This window comes from Ruegeria sp. CJ3 (assembly GCF_056536725.1).
On record NZ_JBQFQE010000002.1, the window covers coordinates 277941 to 292771 of the forward strand.

The 14831-nt window shown below is 62.0% G+C and carries 17 protein-coding genes and 1 tRNA gene; 4 read left to right on the forward strand and 14 right to left on the reverse strand.

The genetic code is table 11. The annotated features are described in order from the left end of the window. Positions 1 to 25 precede the first annotated feature (25 nt). From ACR0J1_RS04490 to rlmB, 5 genes are all read right to left on the reverse strand, one after another. Complete coding sequence (locus tag ACR0J1_RS04490; RefSeq protein ID WP_480730878.1) at positions 26 to 427, reverse strand: nuclear transport factor 2 family protein; 402 nt, start codon at positions 425 to 427, stop codon at positions 26 to 28. A gap of 126 nt (positions 428 to 553) precedes the next feature. Further along, positions 554 to 1024: a CoA-binding protein gene (locus ACR0J1_RS04495; protein WP_480730880.1), complete on the reverse strand. Its 471-nt coding sequence runs from the start codon at positions 1022 to 1024 to the stop codon at positions 554 to 556. 201 nt (positions 1025 to 1225) lie between these two features. After that, positions 1226 to 1597 (reverse strand): YHS domain-containing (seleno)protein, encoded by a 372-nt coding sequence (locus ACR0J1_RS04500; RefSeq protein ID WP_480730882.1) that lies wholly within the window; start codon positions 1595 to 1597, stop codon positions 1226 to 1228. Positions 1598 to 1765: 168 nt separating this feature from the next. Then, positions 1766 to 1903: a hypothetical protein gene (locus ACR0J1_RS04505; protein ID WP_480730884.1), complete on the reverse strand. Its 138-nt coding sequence runs from the start codon at positions 1901 to 1903 to the stop codon at positions 1766 to 1768. Positions 1904 to 2041: 138 nt separating this feature from the next. Next, a complete protein-coding gene (gene rlmB, locus ACR0J1_RS04510; RefSeq protein WP_480730886.1) occupies positions 2042 to 2815 on the reverse strand; it encodes a 23S rRNA (guanosine(2251)-2'-O)-methyltransferase RlmB in 774 nt (257 codons plus the stop codon). Positions 2816 to 2931: 116 nt separating this feature from the next. Between rlmB and ACR0J1_RS04515 the strand changes: the two genes are divergently transcribed. Beyond that, positions 2932 to 3015, forward strand: a tRNA-Tyr gene (locus ACR0J1_RS04515). Positions 3016 to 3059: 44 nt separating this feature from the next. Here the strand turns inward: ACR0J1_RS04515 and ACR0J1_RS04520 are convergent. The 6 genes from ACR0J1_RS04520 to ACR0J1_RS04545 form a co-directional block, all read right to left on the reverse strand. After that, a complete protein-coding gene (locus ACR0J1_RS04520; RefSeq protein ID WP_480730888.1) occupies positions 3060 to 4493 on the reverse strand; it encodes a glycosyltransferase family 39 protein in 1434 nt (477 codons plus the stop codon). 154 nt (positions 4494 to 4647) lie between these two features. Then, complete coding sequence (locus tag ACR0J1_RS04525; protein ID WP_480730889.1) at positions 4648 to 5172, reverse strand: DUF2478 domain-containing protein; 525 nt, start codon at positions 5170 to 5172, stop codon at positions 4648 to 4650. Between the two features lie 72 nt (positions 5173 to 5244). Further along, entirely contained in the window at positions 5245 to 5910 is a 666-nt protein-coding gene (locus ACR0J1_RS04530) for an NnrU family protein (RefSeq protein WP_480730891.1), read from the reverse strand. A gap of 105 nt (positions 5911 to 6015) precedes the next feature. Next, entirely contained in the window at positions 6016 to 8076 is a 2061-nt protein-coding gene (locus ACR0J1_RS04535) for an ABC transporter permease (protein WP_480730893.1), read from the reverse strand. Beyond that, on the reverse strand, positions 8073 to 9122 hold the full coding sequence (locus tag ACR0J1_RS04540) for a quaternary amine ABC transporter ATP-binding protein (protein ID WP_480730895.1): 1050 nt from the start codon (positions 9120 to 9122) through the stop codon (positions 8073 to 8075). The genes ACR0J1_RS04535 and ACR0J1_RS04540 overlap by 4 nt, the downstream gene beginning before the upstream one ends. Positions 9123 to 9132: 10 nt before the next feature. Next, positions 9133 to 10083, reverse strand: a complete 951-nt coding sequence (locus ACR0J1_RS04545) for an ABC transporter substrate-binding protein (RefSeq protein WP_480730897.1) — start codon at positions 10081 to 10083, stop codon at positions 9133 to 9135. Positions 10084 to 10423: 340 nt separating this feature from the next. Here ACR0J1_RS04545 and ACR0J1_RS04550 point away from each other — a divergent pair, with 340 nt between their 5' ends. Both ACR0J1_RS04550 and ACR0J1_RS04555 read left to right on the forward strand, forming a co-directional pair. Further along, a complete protein-coding gene (locus ACR0J1_RS04550; protein WP_480730899.1) occupies positions 10424 to 11086 on the forward strand; it encodes a DNA-3-methyladenine glycosylase I in 663 nt (220 codons plus the stop codon). 42 nt (positions 11087 to 11128) lie between these two features. Further along, entirely contained in the window at positions 11129 to 11815 is a 687-nt protein-coding gene (locus ACR0J1_RS04555) for a hypothetical protein (RefSeq protein WP_480730901.1), read from the forward strand. A gap of 3 nt (positions 11816 to 11818) precedes the next feature. On the opposite strand, the gene ACR0J1_RS04560 is transcribed toward ACR0J1_RS04555, so the two are convergent. Then, the gene (locus ACR0J1_RS04560) at positions 11819 to 12223 is read right to left on the reverse strand and encodes a c-type cytochrome (RefSeq protein ID WP_480730903.1); all 405 of its coding nucleotides are present in this window, start codon (positions 12221 to 12223) and stop codon (positions 11819 to 11821) included. 97 nt (positions 12224 to 12320) lie between these two features. Between ACR0J1_RS04560 and ACR0J1_RS04565 the strand changes: the two genes are divergently transcribed. Beyond that, the gene (locus ACR0J1_RS04565; RefSeq protein ID WP_480730905.1) at positions 12321 to 12758 is read left to right on the forward strand and encodes a DMT family transporter; all 438 of its coding nucleotides are present in this window, start codon (positions 12321 to 12323) and stop codon (positions 12756 to 12758) included. Here ACR0J1_RS04565 and ACR0J1_RS04570 read toward each other — a convergent pair. Further along, a complete protein-coding gene (locus ACR0J1_RS04570) occupies positions 12742 to 13428 on the reverse strand; it encodes an ABC transporter ATP-binding protein (protein ID WP_480730907.1) in 687 nt (228 codons plus the stop codon). The two genes, ACR0J1_RS04565 and ACR0J1_RS04570, sit on opposite strands and share 17 nt — an antisense overlap. Continuing rightward, positions 13421 to 14707: a lipoprotein-releasing ABC transporter permease subunit gene (locus ACR0J1_RS04575; protein WP_480730909.1), complete on the reverse strand. Its 1287-nt coding sequence runs from the start codon at positions 14705 to 14707 to the stop codon at positions 13421 to 13423. The genes ACR0J1_RS04570 and ACR0J1_RS04575 overlap by 8 nt, the downstream gene beginning before the upstream one ends. Positions 14708 to 14831: the final 124 nt, after the last annotated feature.

Consider the following 14831-nt stretch of genomic DNA (forward strand, 5'->3'; position numbering starts at 1 on the left):
GGTCAAACTGCATCAAGACAAATGTTCAGATATGTTCGCCTGCAACTTGTCGCTCGTAATCGGCGCTGTCGTACCAGCCCAGCGACTTGATGACTTTTAGGTCGTCGTCCAGATCCCATTCTTCCCACCCCGAAAAACGGACCTTATTTCCGGTCTCTTTGTGATGTCCATCAAATGTCCACGCATAGATCATATGGTGATCGGCAACGAGCACTGAATCTAGGGTCAGAACAAGATCGGGAAAGTCTGCCATGAACCCCGCCGCCATGCTGCCGATATCCGACGGCCCCGTCAGTGGGTCGCCCCCGTTCATGATCATGACTGCATTTTCGGCATATCGGGATGCAACAAGGTCGGGCGCCCGGCCCGTCCATGCAGCACAATGATCTTTTGCCAAGCTTCGGGCAGTCTCGCGGTCCGGCGTCATTAGTTATCCTTGAAAAACCCGAGAAAAATGGGCCTCTGGATTCGTAACCGAACATATATGCGCGATCAAGGCCTCCACGATGGTCACCTGATCGACATGCAAAGCGTTTATTTCTGCGCAGCGCAATCACAGCTTAGACGAGATAACCCCAGTGGCAAACCCACCCATCCGCAACTCTCCGAACAGGCGTTGATATTCGATCTTGGGGCAGCGGTTCATCACCACGTCGACACCGCGCGCCTGTGCGGTGGCGGCCGCGTCATGATGTTCAACGCCGATCTGCATCCAGATCGTGCGCAGGTCGGGGAATGCGGCCAGCGCCTCGTCGATGATGGGCGGCACCGCCTCGGACCGGCGGAAGATATCCACCATATCCACCGGCTCGGGAATCTCGGACAACGCGGCGCGGATGGTCTGGCCGAACAGCATCTTGCCCGCATGTCCGGGATTGACCGGGATCACCGTATACCCCTTGAGCGACAGGTAGCGCGCCACATAATAGCTGGGCCGCACCGGGTTCATGGACACGCCGACCACGGCCACAACCTTGGTGCGTTTCAGGATCGTTGTCAGATGTTCGTCGGAATAGTCGGGCATGGGCGTAGCCTATCCGCCCCTCTGACAAGAAAAAAGCGCCCAGGTAAAAACCTGAGCGCCAGTTGTTGGAACGAGGGACAGTGAAATGACCCGCGGCAGTTCCGTTCCGCGGTCATTGTGACATTTAAGCATAAGTTGGATAAAAAAAAGAGGGGGTGCGCATTTTTGTGATGACAGATCACGAAAAGCGGAAAACCGCCGTTACTGGTAGAGCGCGGACGGCCAATGCGCATCGGCCCGCCGGATGTTCTGCGAGACGTTTTGCTTCCATATCTGCTCGATTTCCGCGGAATGCGTCAGGTAGAGCTTGCCCTTGACGATCTGCCAGGCCAAAGGATCGGTGCTGCTGAGTTGGCCCTGCATCATCGCATAGGCGCAGTAACCGCCGAACTGAGGGGCAAAGGCACGCGGATTGCGTTCGAACCGGTCGCGGTTTTCCTCGGATTCGAACTGCCACCGGGCCCCTTTCCAGACTAGGGCGATATCCGGGCGACCCTGCATGGGGGTTCCAAGCTGGAAATAGGACACCGCATCATAGCCCGAAATCGCCACGCCGCTGTTGGCGTAGAACATCGGCCTCTCCTGCGCCCGGACCATGGGCGCGGCAACAAGACAGGACAGACTGGTAACAAAGGCACGTCGGGACAGCATATGGTGATTCACTGGTTCGAGATTTGAAGCCTCTAAAATGCATATTCCGGGCAGCGCCCGAAACCCCCATGACGCCGTTGTGAACGGCTGTTAATCGAACACATCCTCGATCACATCCCAAGCCTCGTCCATCACGCGCGAGAACAGGCCTTTCTTCCTTTTCTTCTGTTTTTCGGGTTTCCGCGCGGGTTTGTATTTGCGCGATCCCAGCTTGGCCTTGGGCACCATCTTGAGGTTATGCAGCGGCGCGCCACAACTGGCACAACTGAGTTCATGCTGCTGCTTGCCTTTCAGAACCAGCGCAGCGCGGGTGCCGCAATAGCAGCAGGTGGCGATTTTATGCGGCGTGGAAATGGGGGCCTCCTGTCATCGGTGCTGAGACGCATATAGGGCAATTGCGGCAGCATTTGAGACATTGAGTGACCCAAATCCGCCCGCCGCGTCAATCTTGACCAACTGATCCACCGTCTCCTTGGTCTTTTGCCGCAGCCCCGGCCCCTCGGCCCCCAGCACCAGCGCCACCGGGCGGTCGCGTTTGTCCTGCAGGGCGGTCTCAATAGTCTGGTCCGCCTCGCCGTCGAGGCCCAGAACCAGAAAACCCATATTCTGCAGCTCGATGATGGTGTCGGCCAGATTGCGCATCCGCAGATAGGGCTGGCGTTCCAGCGCACCGCTGGCGGTTTTTGCCAGCGCGCCGGTTTCGGGGGCGGAATGGTGACGTGTACCGATCACCGCACTGGCCCCCAGCACCTCGGCCGAGCGCAGAATCGCCCCTACGTTATGCGGGTCGGTCACCCGATCCAGAAGCAGCACGCGCGGGTTTTCGCGGCCAATGCAATTCTCGGCCAGTCCGCCCCAATCCAGCGGCTTGACCTCGAGCGCGGCCCCCTGATGGACCGAGCCGGGATCGATCGGCGCGGTGAACTTGCGCGGATCGGCCATCTCAGGTGTGATGCCTGCAAATTCAATGGCTTCCGCCAGCTTGTCGCCCGCATTGCGGGTCACGATCAGGCGCAGTTTCTGCCGGTTTGGGTTCATCAAAGCGTCGCGCACAGCGTGCAATCCGAACAGCCAGACGGTCTCGGACGCGGCGGCTTTGCGCGCCTGCTCCTTCTCAACGACCCACTTTGGTTTTTTCATGTCACGGGCCTCCGGGCCGGGAATTCGGTTTCCTGCGTCAAAGCAGTATTTTCCTGTTGACGCCCTTTAGACGCGCTAGTAATCACGCCTCCACGTCAGGTGCAACGCCTGACAGTGGGCGACAGGCCGCAAGGTGTGGCAGGGGACTGTAACTCCCTCGCGGAGACGCACGCCTGGTTCGATTCCAGGGTCGCCCACCATCTTCTTCCCAGACAATCTGCACTGTTTCGGACCGTTACCAGGGCTATTTTGCGACCGGCGCGAAAGACAGCGACATCATCTCGTTCTCGTCAAACCGGTAGGGGGCGGTCAGGGTGATAATGCGGGCCGGATCGACGTCTTTCGGGGCTTTCCGATCCGCCTCCCACACCCGCAGGACCGGACCCGACGGTCGTATTCCGCGTTCGTTATGGATCGCCCGGCCGGGGGCCAGATAGGCCATGTTTCCCGCCAGCCAGTTATGGGCAACGATGGCGCTGCCGGGTGGAGCGTAATCCAGAATCTGAGGGGTCAGCACGGCGAAGGGCGCGGCGCGTTTGGCGTCTGCGGCAAGGTTGTGGTGCAGCATGGCAGCGCCGATCGTGACGGCAAAAGCGGCGCTGATCTGGGCAAAGCGGTGCGCGCCGATGGCCCCGGTCTTGGGCAGCACACAGAGGGTCAGGGTCGGACCTGCGAATATGAGAGCCGGTTGCAGCCAGCGATCCTTGAAATTGGTGCTGCCGCTGACGACCACCAGAACCGCCAGCAGGACCATCGCCCAGAACAGAAGCCGTTGCATGAGACGCAGCAAGTCTTTTTCAGCCACAACCATGCCATGACGCCGATAGAGCAGCCAGAGCGCGCCCAGAACCAAAGCCAGCAGCGACACGAAGCCAAGCGCGGCCAACACCAGTTCCGCAAGGCCCTGTACCGCGATCAGTGCGGCGGGGCCATCGCTGGCCATATTCAGCTTATGGGCGCTGCCAAAGGCCATATCCGGATGATTTACGATCCAAAGCACGGGCCCCGCCAGCAGAACCGCCGCGATCCCGACCGATATCAGCAACCGCGGCGACCAGATCGGCGCGCGCGTTTCCGCGTTGCTGAAGACTGCCAGCAGCATCGCCGCAAGCGCGATGAGGTAGTTGTATTTCGACAGCCCTCCCATTGCCATTACGATACCCAGCAGGACAAAACCCGCTGTGGTCGGTTTGCGGATCAGGCCCCACAGAACCGCAAATGTCAGGACCGAGCACAGATTGGCCAGAACCGTATGGGTCAGAGCGCGCTGCGCCTCCCAACTGATCTGATAGAGCATCAGCAGCGACAGGACCGACAGCCCCGCCAGCGCCGGGACCCATCGGCTGCGGAGCGTCCCATAGAGCGTCAGCGCCGTCGCCAACAGCAGCCCGTTCTTCAGCAGCGACAGACCCAGAATACCCGGGCCGGTGATCTGAAACACCGCCCATTGCAGCCAGGCATAGAGCGGCAGTTGTGGACCGTAGCCCCAATCGAGACGACGGGCATCCAGCAGGATCTCAGCCTCGTCCAGGCCCAGCGCGCCGCCGGTGGCGAGCCGCAGGATGACGTGCAGAATGAAATATCCGGTAAAGAGCGACAGCCAGAACCGATCGGTCGCCGCCAGCCCCTGCACATCTGACAAGGGTGAAGGGTACGAACCCGTCTGGATGTGGTTCATGGCGCGCCCCGATCCGACCGGCGCGCCCTTCTCTCGTCGGACCACCGGATTGCTTCACTGGGCGACTCTAGACCTGATGCCGGGAAACGAGTCCAGCTTTTTCACAATTTCGTGAGCCTCGGCGGTTGACACCGATCCGTCGCAGCGCGCGCGCCTATGCAGTGCGCTGCGCGCCGGTCTGTGCGATGGTGTCCAGCCAGTCGGTCAGGCTGCCAAGGTCAGGGTCCAGTGCCTCGGCCATCCCGCCTGCGAAGTCCTGAAAGCGGTCGATATTCAGTTGGTTCAGGCCGACGAGGACGGGAATGCCACGTTCCAGCGCATCGGCGATGAGCGGGCGGAAACCGCGGCCGTCGGCCTCGTGCTTGCCGAACTTGTTGATGATCAGCAGGCGCGGGCCGTTGTCCAGCGATTGCGTGACCAGCCCCACGGCGCGCTCCAGTTCACCCGTATCCAGACGGCAGCCGCGCGCATTCTTGCCCAGCGATTGCGAGATGCGGATGGTCTCACCGGTGGGCAGCACCTTAAGGTCCATATCGCATTTATAACCTTCGGCGCATTCGGTGTTGGTTTGCACCACGCCGGCCAGCGGGGTACCCGCATCGGTCAGAGCCTCGGCAAAGGCGCTGAGCAGGCGGTCGGTCGCGCCGCGATCGGTGGTTGTGACATAGGCCAGATGCATTTTAGGACCTCAAGACTTCAAAGTGTTACGTTTCAGATAGCACGCGATGACAGGTTCGACCACTCTACGCCTTCACGGCAGTGGCGAAAGCCCAATCACAGCTTCGTGCAGGTGGAGGAGAGCCGCGTAAGCAGCAAAGGTGATGAGCCAGACCCAAGGGCGCGGCCAGGGACGGGGCGCGCGCAAAGACAGGCGCGCGGTGTCGCGGGACAGACGGGGCCAGTCCGCCCCCATGGTGCGGGCCGTACGGCGGTCGATCAGGGCCATGCCCATCGCGGCGAAGCCTGCGAAGAGGCCAAACAGGATGACATGCGACAGGCTGCCATTGGCCAGCAGATGCGCGACGGCCCACAGCATCAGCGCCACAAGGATCGGATGACGGGTGGTGCGCAGGATGCCCGGGTTGTCGGGATCGAAAGGGCTGTTCCCCAGCCCGCCGAAGGAAAACGGGTTCTGGATCGACAGACCCGCGATGGCCAACCAGCAAACAATCGGCATGATCAGGAGCGGTAGCCAGCGGAAGATTGTGAGCGGTGGGATGACCTCGACATAAGGCGCCTTGGCCGCCGCAATGATCAGCCAGCCCAGTACGGCAAGCGAGACCAGCGAATAGGCGGCGAAATACCCGGTGCGTCCCAGCGTGCCGATCAGCCAGCCGCGCACCGCTGGGCGGGCGGGGATCATGTGGCTCAGCAGGAACGTGGCAAGCGCTGCGAGGAATAAGCCCCAACCGGTCATGAGTGTCTCCGAACGTGTTGCGCCCGGTCTAGGCCTTCGGGCCGTAGCGGTCTTTGTCCGAAATCAAGTGAGGGCAAAGGGGCGGCTGTCCGCCCCTGCCCTGTTTTACAGGCCCAGCGCTTTGCGGCGTTCCTCCGCAAACCCCTGCACCATACGGTCGGCGATCAGCGCGAGGATGGCCATAGCTGCCCCGGCTGAGATGCCAAGCCCCACATCCGCCTGCCCCAGCGCCAGATAGATCGACTGGCCGAGACCAGTGGTGCCGATCAGCGCCGCGATCACCAGCATCGCAAAGGCATAGAGGATGGTCTGGTTCAGCCCCAGCAGAATGGTCGGCGCAGCATAAGGCGCGCGGACGTCGCGCATGATCTGCCACTCGGTCGCGCCGCTGGAGATGGCGGCCTCCATCATCTCATCCGGCGTATTGACCAACCCGTGCCGCGTGTAGCGGATCATCGGGACAATGGCGTAGGCGCAGATAGCAAGGAAGGCCGAGAATTCTCCGATCTGGAACACCATCAGCACCGGGATCAGGAAGACGAACAGAGGGATCGTCTGCAGCATGTCGCAGATCGGGCGCACGATGGTCCAGACCGGTTTCCAGACCGCGCTGGCCAGACCGATCAGCCCGCCGACCACAGCGCAGGAAAACACCGCCGCACCGCTGAGATACAGCGACAGCAACGCGCGCTCCCAAAGGCCCGAGACGAGGATGGTGCAGAGCAGTCCCACCGACAGCGCAGCCAGACGCCAGCCACCCGCAACCCAGCCCAGCGCAGCAGCGCCGGTCAGGACGAAGGGCCATGGCAGGTTGGCGATGCCGGTCTCCAGCATTCCGATCAGGATCAGAACGATCAGCCCTCCGGTCAGATGCCCGCGCCATGCCATCAGCAGCGCGATTGCGGCAGCAGCGGCAAAGAGGCCGTAGCTCATCGTCGGCGTCCATGCGAAGCCCCATGTGAAGGGCAGCACCGCCTGATCCAGCCCGATCCGCAGCGGCAGCAACACATAGAACAGCGAGTTGTTCTTGAGCGCGTCCAGCCACGGCCCATTGGCCTGCGTGAAAGCTGTCAGGCCGCTGTCGATGGCCGCGGCCATCGGGTCCAGAACGGTCAGTTCGGACGGGTTCGGCAGCCACGCCCAGAAGGCGGCGGTGAACAGCACCGCAAAGCCCAGCATCACCCAGACCACTCGGCTGTCATAGCGTTTGCGCTCGGTCGCCAGAGTGCCGCTCATCCGGTCGATCACCACGGCAAAGACGACGATGACCAGACCCGCCATCAGGGATTCGCCGAACTGCGCCTTGCGCATGGTCAGTAGGACCTCCCAACCGATGTCGTTGAACCCCCCGATGACGGCGGCGATGATCACCATGGACAGGGCAGCCATCAGGCATTGGTTCACACCGACCATGATCTGCGTGGTGGCGGCGGGGATTTCGACTTGGAATAGCTGCTGAAACCGTGTGCCGCCGGACATGATGGCGGCCTCCTTGATCTCGGGCTCCACCCGTTCCAGCCCCAGCATCACATTGCGCGCCATGGGCGGTGCGGCGTAGATGGCTGAAGCGATCAACCCGACCACCGGGCCAAAGCCAAAGAGCAGCAACAGCGGTGTCAGATAGGCAAAGGTCGGCACGGTTTGCATGATGTCCAGCACGGCCTGCACAAAGGATTTCACCCGCGGCACTTCATTGGCAAGAATACCAATCGCGCCGCCCATGATCAGCGCCACGGGCACGGAGACGGCGACGAGGGCCAGCGTGTTCATGCTCTCGGCCCAATAGCCCGAGGCCAGCACAAAGCTGAGGCCGATAAAGCCCAGCGCCGCCATCGGCAGCCCGCCCAGATACCAGCCCAGCGCGGTGACGATACCGATCAGGATTGGCCAAGGGGTGCTGCCCAGCACATAGTTGGCAGCATTCATCGGATAGGTCATCAGATCCGAGAACAGCCGCATGGCCGGTTTGATACCGTTCAGGAACCAGTCGAGAAACGCCCCGACCCATTGGGTTGCGGGCAGTTCCCATGCGGCGGGCCATTTGACCAGCCACGGGGCTACGCCTTCCAGCGCCAGACATACCGCGCCGACGATCACGGTGATCAGTGCCGCCTGCGCTCCTGCGGTCAGGCGCGCCTGCTGCGCAGGGATATCCAGCGCCGTCATGTCTCGTCCACCTGCAGGGCGGCGGCCAGATCAGAGGGGTGTACGGTGCCGACGACATTACCCTCGGCATCCCGCACCGGCACAGGTTCGTACAATTCCATGCAATGCGCCAATGCCGCGTCCAGCGTCATACCGGTCGTCAAACCGGGATCATCCGGTCCGCACTCGGCCTCATCCCGCATGACCGAGGCGACCTTGGCGTGCTGGCCCTTGGCCACGTCTTTCGAGAATTCGCGAACATAATCGTCCACCGGACGCAGCACGATATCCGTGGGCGTGCCGATCTGAACGATCTTGCCATCGCGCATGATGGCGATACGGTCGGCCAGTTTCAGGGCCTCTTGAATGTCATGAGTGATGAAGACGATGGATTTCTTCAACGTCGCCTGAATGCGCAGGAATTCATCCTGCAACTGGCGGCGGATCAGAGGATCGAGCGCCGAGAATGGCTCGTCCAGAAACCAGATGTCCGGGTTTACAGCAAGGCTGCGCGCGATCCCCACGCGTTGCCGCTGACCGCCCGAAAGCTGCCGGGGGAAGCTGTCTTCGCGGCCTTCAAGACCAACCAGCGAGACCACCTCTTGCGCGCGGGCCAGACGTTCCTTTTTGCCGATACCCTGCACGCGCAGCGGATAGGCCACGTTTTCGGCCACCGTCATATGCGGGAACAGGCCAAAATGCTGGAACACCATCCCCAGCTTCTTGCGCCGCAGATCGGTCAAAACCTTCTTGGACGCGCCCATGACATTCTCGCCATCCACACGAATCTCGCCACCCGTGCCGGGCAGCAGTTGGGAGATGCAGCGGATCAGCGTCGATTTACCCGAGCCGGACAGGCCCATGATGACGAACAGCTCGCCCTCATGCACTTCGAAATTGGCGTCCTGAACGGCGGGAATGTACCCACCTTCACGCAGATTGGCGGCGGCTTGGTCGGCGTCATTCCCTGACCGAGACAGCGCGTCGGTCAGGGCCTTGTCTGCGCCGGGGCCAAACACCTGCCAGAGATTCCGGCAGGCGATGGCTGGCGTGTTTGCGTCAGTCACTGATGTCAGCTCACTGGGTCGCCGCGTCAACGACGGGGCGCCATTTGCCCTCGTTCTCGGCCATCCAAGCAGCGACCACCTCTTCGACCTTACCGCCGTCGACATCGATCGCGCCCATCATCGGCTGCTGGTCTTCGACCGCCAGTTGATAGTTGGTCAGGATTTCATAGGCGGCAGGCCATTTGTCGGCCATGCCGCTCCAACCGGCCTTGAAGATGCGCGAGGGCGAGAAGTCGCAATCGTTGACCGCGTTCGGGTTTGGCCCCCATGCCGGATCGTTAAAGCAGGCCTCTTCGCCTGCGGGCAATTCAACGAACTGCACATCATAAGCCGACATCGCCCAATGCGGTTGCCAGAAGGTGATCAGCAGCGGCGAATTGCGCTCGGTCGAGGCGCGAAGTTCGGCGATCAGCGCGCCCTCGGACCCTGCAGGAACCGCTTTGAACGGCAGCTCAAGACCCGTCATGCGATCCGCGCCCGGGGTGCCCCAATCGGCGGGATAATCAACCAGACGGCCTCCGGGCAGGGTTTCCGCCGTGGCAAAGACCTGCGCGCAGTCTTTCAGCGCTTCCCATGCGGGCAGGCCCGGGCACAGGTCGGCGACATGCGCCGGGTAAGCGATGCCTTCTTTGGCGTCGAGGCCCAGATCGCCGATCTCGACTACGGTGCCTTCGTCAATCTTCTTGGCATATTCGTCGGACACGTTGGACGACCAGATTTCCAGCGTTGCGTCGATGTCACCATCAGCCAGCGCCTGGAATTGATTCATCATGCCAGCAGTCACGTATTCCACGTTGTAGCCTGCGGCTTTCAGCATCTCTCCTGCCACATGAGTGGTGACGTGCTGGCCGGTCCATTCGTTGATCGCCAGCTTGATCGGCTCGTCCACTGCGCCCATGTCGGCGGCGTGGGCCGATCCGGCGACGGCGATGGCCAGAAGGCTTACGCTTAACTTTTTCATTACATTTCTCCCTGTTTTATTCTGCTTGCCCCTGCCGGGACGCGATGGCCCGAGCGGGGAAATTCATGGTGACGACACCTATCGCAACATGCACACATTCGGACGGAAAGGAAAAGGGAACCGCCACTCCGGCTGCGACATTCCACGCCGGTCCTGGTTCTGCCCTCCCTCCCGGTCCTGTCTGCACTTTATCATCTGCGCCCGGTACCGTTCATCCGGTTAGGTTAGAGATATTGATTGACCAGTCAATTATAAAACACAGCCGCCGCAGCAACGTCACGTTCACCCTTGCCAGACAGGCCCAAACCAGCCCAACCTTGCACAACGGAAGGATCAGGCCATGCATCACTTCGACGACATCTTTGAGATGGCAGCCAAACGCCATGGCGGTGCCGAGGCACTGGAGGCCAAGCTGGAGCGGCCCAAACCGGTCGCCGAGCTGGCCGAAATGCCCGAGGATCGGTGGCTGTCGACCATCACCAAAACCGTATTTCAGGCGGGTTTCAACTGGAAGGTCATCGAGGCGAAATGGGACGGTTTCGAAACCGCGTTTGACGGCTTCGATGTCGGACGCTGCGCTTTTATGGATGACGAGAAGTTTGACGCCCTTCTGCAAGACACAAGGATTGTACGCAACGGCACCAAGATTGCCGCCGTGCGTGACAACGCGGCATTCCTGCTGGAATTGCGCGAAGAAGGCGGTGCGGGACAGGTTCTGGGCGGCTGGCCGTCCGAGGATTACATTGGCTTGCTCACGATGCTGAGCAAACGCGGGTCGCGGCTGGGTGGGGCCTCGGCACAATATGCCATGCGATTTGCCGGGCGTGACAGTTTCATCCTGTCACGCGACGTGACCGCGCGACTGATCGCCGAAGGGGTGATCGACAAGCCCGCAACCTCGAAAAAGGCGATGTCGGCGGTTCAGGGCGCGTTCAATACATGGATGGATCAGTCCGGGCGCTCGTTGACGGAAATCAGCCGGGTTCTTGCGATGAGCCTCTGAAAACGGCTTGCAGAGCGGGGCGGGTGCATTAGGCTTTGTTTCATGGTCCGACCCCTGCTGATTTTGATCCTGCTGTTTTTTGCATCCTGCGGTCGCCCTCTGACCGAGCATGAACGCGCCTTTGCAACAAGGCTGCATGGCGACACGTTGAATCTTGATCGCGTGCGTCTGGTCGAGGGGGCTCCGGTCGCGGCGATCACCTATACGCGCAAGGCCCGGCCCCGGCTGGCCTGCCGGGAACGCATCCTGCCGCCGGTGAAAGAGGAAACGGTGACTGGCAAACCCGCCGGTGTAGCGCTGTTCAATCGGGTCTATTTCACCCGCGACTGGTATCTGGACGATTACATGGCGCAATACCCCGAGCGGGTAAATCTGATCGCCGCCATGCTGCTGGCGCATGAGCTCACCCATGTGTGGCAGTGGCAGAACCGCAAGACCACCGGTTATCACCCGCTGCGCGCAGCGGCCGAGCATGGCCGCACGGACGATCCCTATCTGTTTGATCTCAGCACCTCGCCCGATTTTCTGGCCTACGGGTTCGAGCAGCAGGGTGCGATTGTCGAGGAATATGTCTGCTGCCGCGCGCTGGACCCCGACGCGCCGCGCACCAAGCGCCTGCACGATATGCTGAGCGCGCATTTTGATGTGGCGACCCTGCCGGGCAGCCGACGCGAAAACGAAGTGCTGCTGCCCTGGGCAGGGGCCGAGGTCGAGGGGATTTGCCGCTGAGGCTCAGCCCTCTTGCAGGGTTTTCAGATAGGCGACCAGATCGGCGATGGGCTTGCTGGTCAGGATCGGCTGCCCGGCAGGCGTCTTGATCGCGGTGTCATCGCCTTCGAAATACGGCCCATAGACCGGCATCGGGCTGCCATGGCTGACCAGAGGGTCGCGCCCATCGATCCGTGCCACCACGCGGGCGGTCGGGAAGACACCATCCGCATCCGCCAGCGCCTTGAGGTTCGAGGGTTGGATCACCAGCACTCCAGCCATTGGCCCGTGTCCGGTGGCATCCAGCCCATGACAGGTGGCGCAATAGTGTTGATACAGCTCGGCCCCGGTTTCGACATCCTGCGCCGCCGCGTTCTGCGGCAGAATGCAAACAGCCAGCCAGACTGCGCCAAGTATCGACCGTAACATCGCTTTTCTCCCTTCCGCCTTGCAGATCAAGACTTGCCCGAAGGGCCCGCGGGCGCAATGATCCAGATCAACGGAACCGGCGCAGGGGTACAAGTCCATGACACAATACGCAGCCATCATGCTGGCCGCCGGGATCGGGGTGCCCATCCTCGCCGCGCTGAACGCCGCGCTGGGTCGGCTGATCGGATCGCCCAACGCGGCGGCGGTCATTCTGTTTGCTATCGCCTTTGTCGCCTCGGCCCTTGCGCTGTTGGTGCTTGGCGGAGGCGAGGCGTTCGCAAAACTCACGCAGGCCCCCAAGCATCTGCTGTTGGGCGGGGTCCTGATTGCATTTTACGTGCTGTCGATCACCCATGTGGCCCCGCATTTCGGGGTGGGCAATGCGGTGTTCTTCGTGCTGTTGGGTCAGTTGATCAGCACGGCAGCGATAGACCATTTCGGCCTGTTCGGCGCGCAGGTCACACCGCTGACGCTGATGCGTGCAGGGGGTATCGCGGTAATGGCGCTTGGCGTGGCGATCACGCAATTGGCCTGAGCACGCCCCCGTCCAGCCGCACCACCCGATCCATCCGCGCCGCCAGATCAAGGTTATGGGTGGCGATCAGCGCCGACAGCCCCTCGTCCCGCACCAGTGCCATCAGCGCGGCAAACACCTGATCCGAGGTTTCGGGGTCCAGATTGCCCGTCGGCTCATCCGCCAGCAGAACACGCGGTCTGTTGGCAAGCGCCCGGCAGAAGGCAACGCGCTGCTGTTCACCGCCGGACAGAGCAGCCGGTCGATGACCTGAGCGCGCAGCGACGCCCACGCGATCAAGCAATTGCATCGCGCGGTCCTGCGCAGCCTTCTCTGGGGTACCGTTCGCCAGTTGCGGCAGCACGATGTTTTCCAGCGCAGTGAACTCGGGCAGCAGGTGGTGGAACTGGTAGACAAACCCCACGTCCTGCCGCCGGATCGCGGTGCGGGTGCGGTCACCTTTACCGGTTGCGCCCTGCCCCGCGATCTCGACCGTTCCCGTGTCGGGCGTATCCAGCAGACCCGCGATATGCAGCAGCGTGGACTTGCCCGCGCCCGAGGGGGCAACCAGCGCCACGGCTTCACCCGCGCGCAGCTCCAGATCGGCCCCGCGCAGCACCTGAACCTCGCCCGGGGTGCCCTGCAGGTAGGTCTTGGTCAGGCCGTCGAGCTTCAGTGTCACATCACTCATAGCGCAGCGCCTCGACCGGGTTCAGCCGCGCCGCGCGGCGGGCTGGGAAATAGGTGACAAGGAAAGACAGGCCCAGCGATAGGGCGATGGCCTTGAGGACGTCGGACAGGTGCAACTCTGCCGGTAACGCATAGATACCACGAATAGAGGGATCCCAGACGCCGCCGCCCATGACATAGTTCACGAACGAGAAGATCGGATCGATGTAGATCGCGAAGAGGCAGCCCAGAATGACCCCCATCGCCGTCCCGATGATGCCGGTGAAAGCGCCGCAGATGAAGAAGACGCGCAGCACCGACCCTTCGCTCAGGCCAATGGTCCGCAGGATGCCGATATCGCGGCCTTTGTTCTTCACCAGCATGATCAGGCCCGAGACAATGTTCATCGCCGCAATCAGCACAAGGATCGACAGGATGATGAACATCACGTTGTCCTCGACCTCCAGCGCGCGCAGGAACCCGCCCGAGGCGTCCTGCCATGTCCAGATCTGGCTGCGCTCACCAGCGGCTTCGAGGATCGGGATTAGGATAGGCGAGAGGTCCTCGGGGCGGTCGACCATCACTTCGATCTCGTCGGCCACACCTTCGCGGTTGAAGAAGCTCTGCGCCTCGGTGAAAGGCATGTAGACGCGGGTGCGGTCGATGTCATAGCGCCCGGCGGAAAAGACATAGACGACCTCATACGCGTTCACGCGCGGGGACGTCCCGAAGGCGGTCTTGACCCCGTTGGGCGAGGTCAGCTTCACCCGATCCCCCACCGTGGCCCCGATGGACCGCGCAACGCCCGAGCCGATGGCGATGCCATCCGCGAACCGCGACAGGTCGCCATAAGCCTGATCACTTTCCGCAATCCCCGGCAGGTCGGCCAAATCATCGGGGCGGATGCCGAACACCTGCACCCCGGCGCTGCGGTCGGCATTGGTGATCAGGACCTGCCCCTTAACCTGCGGCGCGGCACGTTCAACCCCCGGCACCTGCGCGATCCGGTCCGCCATGCCGTCGAAATCGGCGATGGTGCGATCCAGCCGTCCTTGCGCGTTGACCTCTCCGGCTGAGAACACGGTGACATGGGCGTTCGCACCCAGAATGGTGCCCACGAATTCCGACCGGAACCCGGACCGAACGGCCAGCGTGGCGATCAGCGCAAACACCGCCAGCGTTATCCCGATCAGCGATATCCAAGTCATCACGCTGACACCCCCCTCGGCGCGGCGGGCACGCAGATAGCGCCAGGCGATTTTCCATTCAAATGGGGCAAAGGGCGGGGGTGTTTTGGCCATGGTGCCTCGGGGGTATCGGTTTGGCGCGACCCTTTCGGCATTTCGCCCGAGGGTCAAGCCGGTTCTCGCGCTTGGGGCGGGAGTTGGCAGATCAGCGGGTAAAGCGGTCGTCATACTGCCGTCC

What these genes read in the sequence shown, in the direction of transcription:
- ACR0J1_RS04570 (WP_480730907.1), bottom strand. Translation starts at nt 13,428, where the DNA reads ATGAGTGATGTGACACTGAAGCTCGACGGCCTGACCAAGACCTACCTG.
- ACR0J1_RS04575 (WP_480730909.1), bottom strand. Translation starts at nt 14,707, where the DNA reads ATGGCCAAAACACCCCCGCCCTTTGCCCCATTTGAATGGAAAATCGCC.
- ACR0J1_RS04520 (WP_480730888.1), bottom strand. Translation starts at nt 4,493, where the DNA reads ATGAACCACATCCAGACGGGTTCGTACCCTTCACCCTTGTCAGATGTG.
- ACR0J1_RS04535 (WP_480730893.1), bottom strand. Translation starts at nt 8,076, where the DNA reads ATGACGGCGCTGGATATCCCTGCGCAGCAGGCGCGCCTGACCGCAGGA.
- ACR0J1_RS04545 (WP_480730897.1), bottom strand. Translation starts at nt 10,083, where the DNA reads ATGAAAAAGTTAAGCGTAAGCCTTCTGGCCATCGCCGTCGCCGGATCG.
- ACR0J1_RS04530 (WP_480730891.1), bottom strand. Translation starts at nt 5,910, where the DNA reads ATGACCGGTTGGGGCTTATTCCTCGCAGCGCTTGCCACGTTCCTGCTG.
- ACR0J1_RS04525 (WP_480730889.1), bottom strand. Translation starts at nt 5,172, where the DNA reads ATGCATCTGGCCTATGTCACAACCACCGATCGCGGCGCGACCGACCGC.
- ACR0J1_RS04555 (WP_480730901.1), top strand. Translation starts at nt 11,129, where the DNA reads ATGGTCCGACCCCTGCTGATTTTGATCCTGCTGTTTTTTGCATCCTGC.
- ACR0J1_RS04500 (WP_480730882.1), bottom strand. Translation starts at nt 1,597, where the DNA reads ATGTTCTACGCCAACAGCGGCGTGGCGATTTCGGGCTATGATGCGGTG.
- ACR0J1_RS04505 (WP_480730884.1), bottom strand. Translation starts at nt 1,903, where the DNA reads ATGGTGCCCAAGGCCAAGCTGGGATCGCGCAAATACAAACCCGCGCGG.
- ACR0J1_RS04560 (WP_480730903.1), bottom strand. Translation starts at nt 12,223, where the DNA reads ATGTTACGGTCGATACTTGGCGCAGTCTGGCTGGCTGTTTGCATTCTG.
- ACR0J1_RS04495 (WP_480730880.1), bottom strand. Translation starts at nt 1,024, where the DNA reads ATGCCCGACTATTCCGACGAACATCTGACAACGATCCTGAAACGCACC.
- ACR0J1_RS04565 (WP_480730905.1), top strand. Translation starts at nt 12,321, where the DNA reads ATGACACAATACGCAGCCATCATGCTGGCCGCCGGGATCGGGGTGCCC.
- ACR0J1_RS04490 (WP_480730878.1), bottom strand. Translation starts at nt 427, where the DNA reads ATGACGCCGGACCGCGAGACTGCCCGAAGCTTGGCAAAAGATCATTGT.
- rlmB (WP_480730886.1), bottom strand. Translation starts at nt 2,815, where the DNA reads ATGAAAAAACCAAAGTGGGTCGTTGAGAAGGAGCAGGCGCGCAAAGCC.
- ACR0J1_RS04550 (WP_480730899.1), top strand. Translation starts at nt 10,424, where the DNA reads ATGCATCACTTCGACGACATCTTTGAGATGGCAGCCAAACGCCATGGC.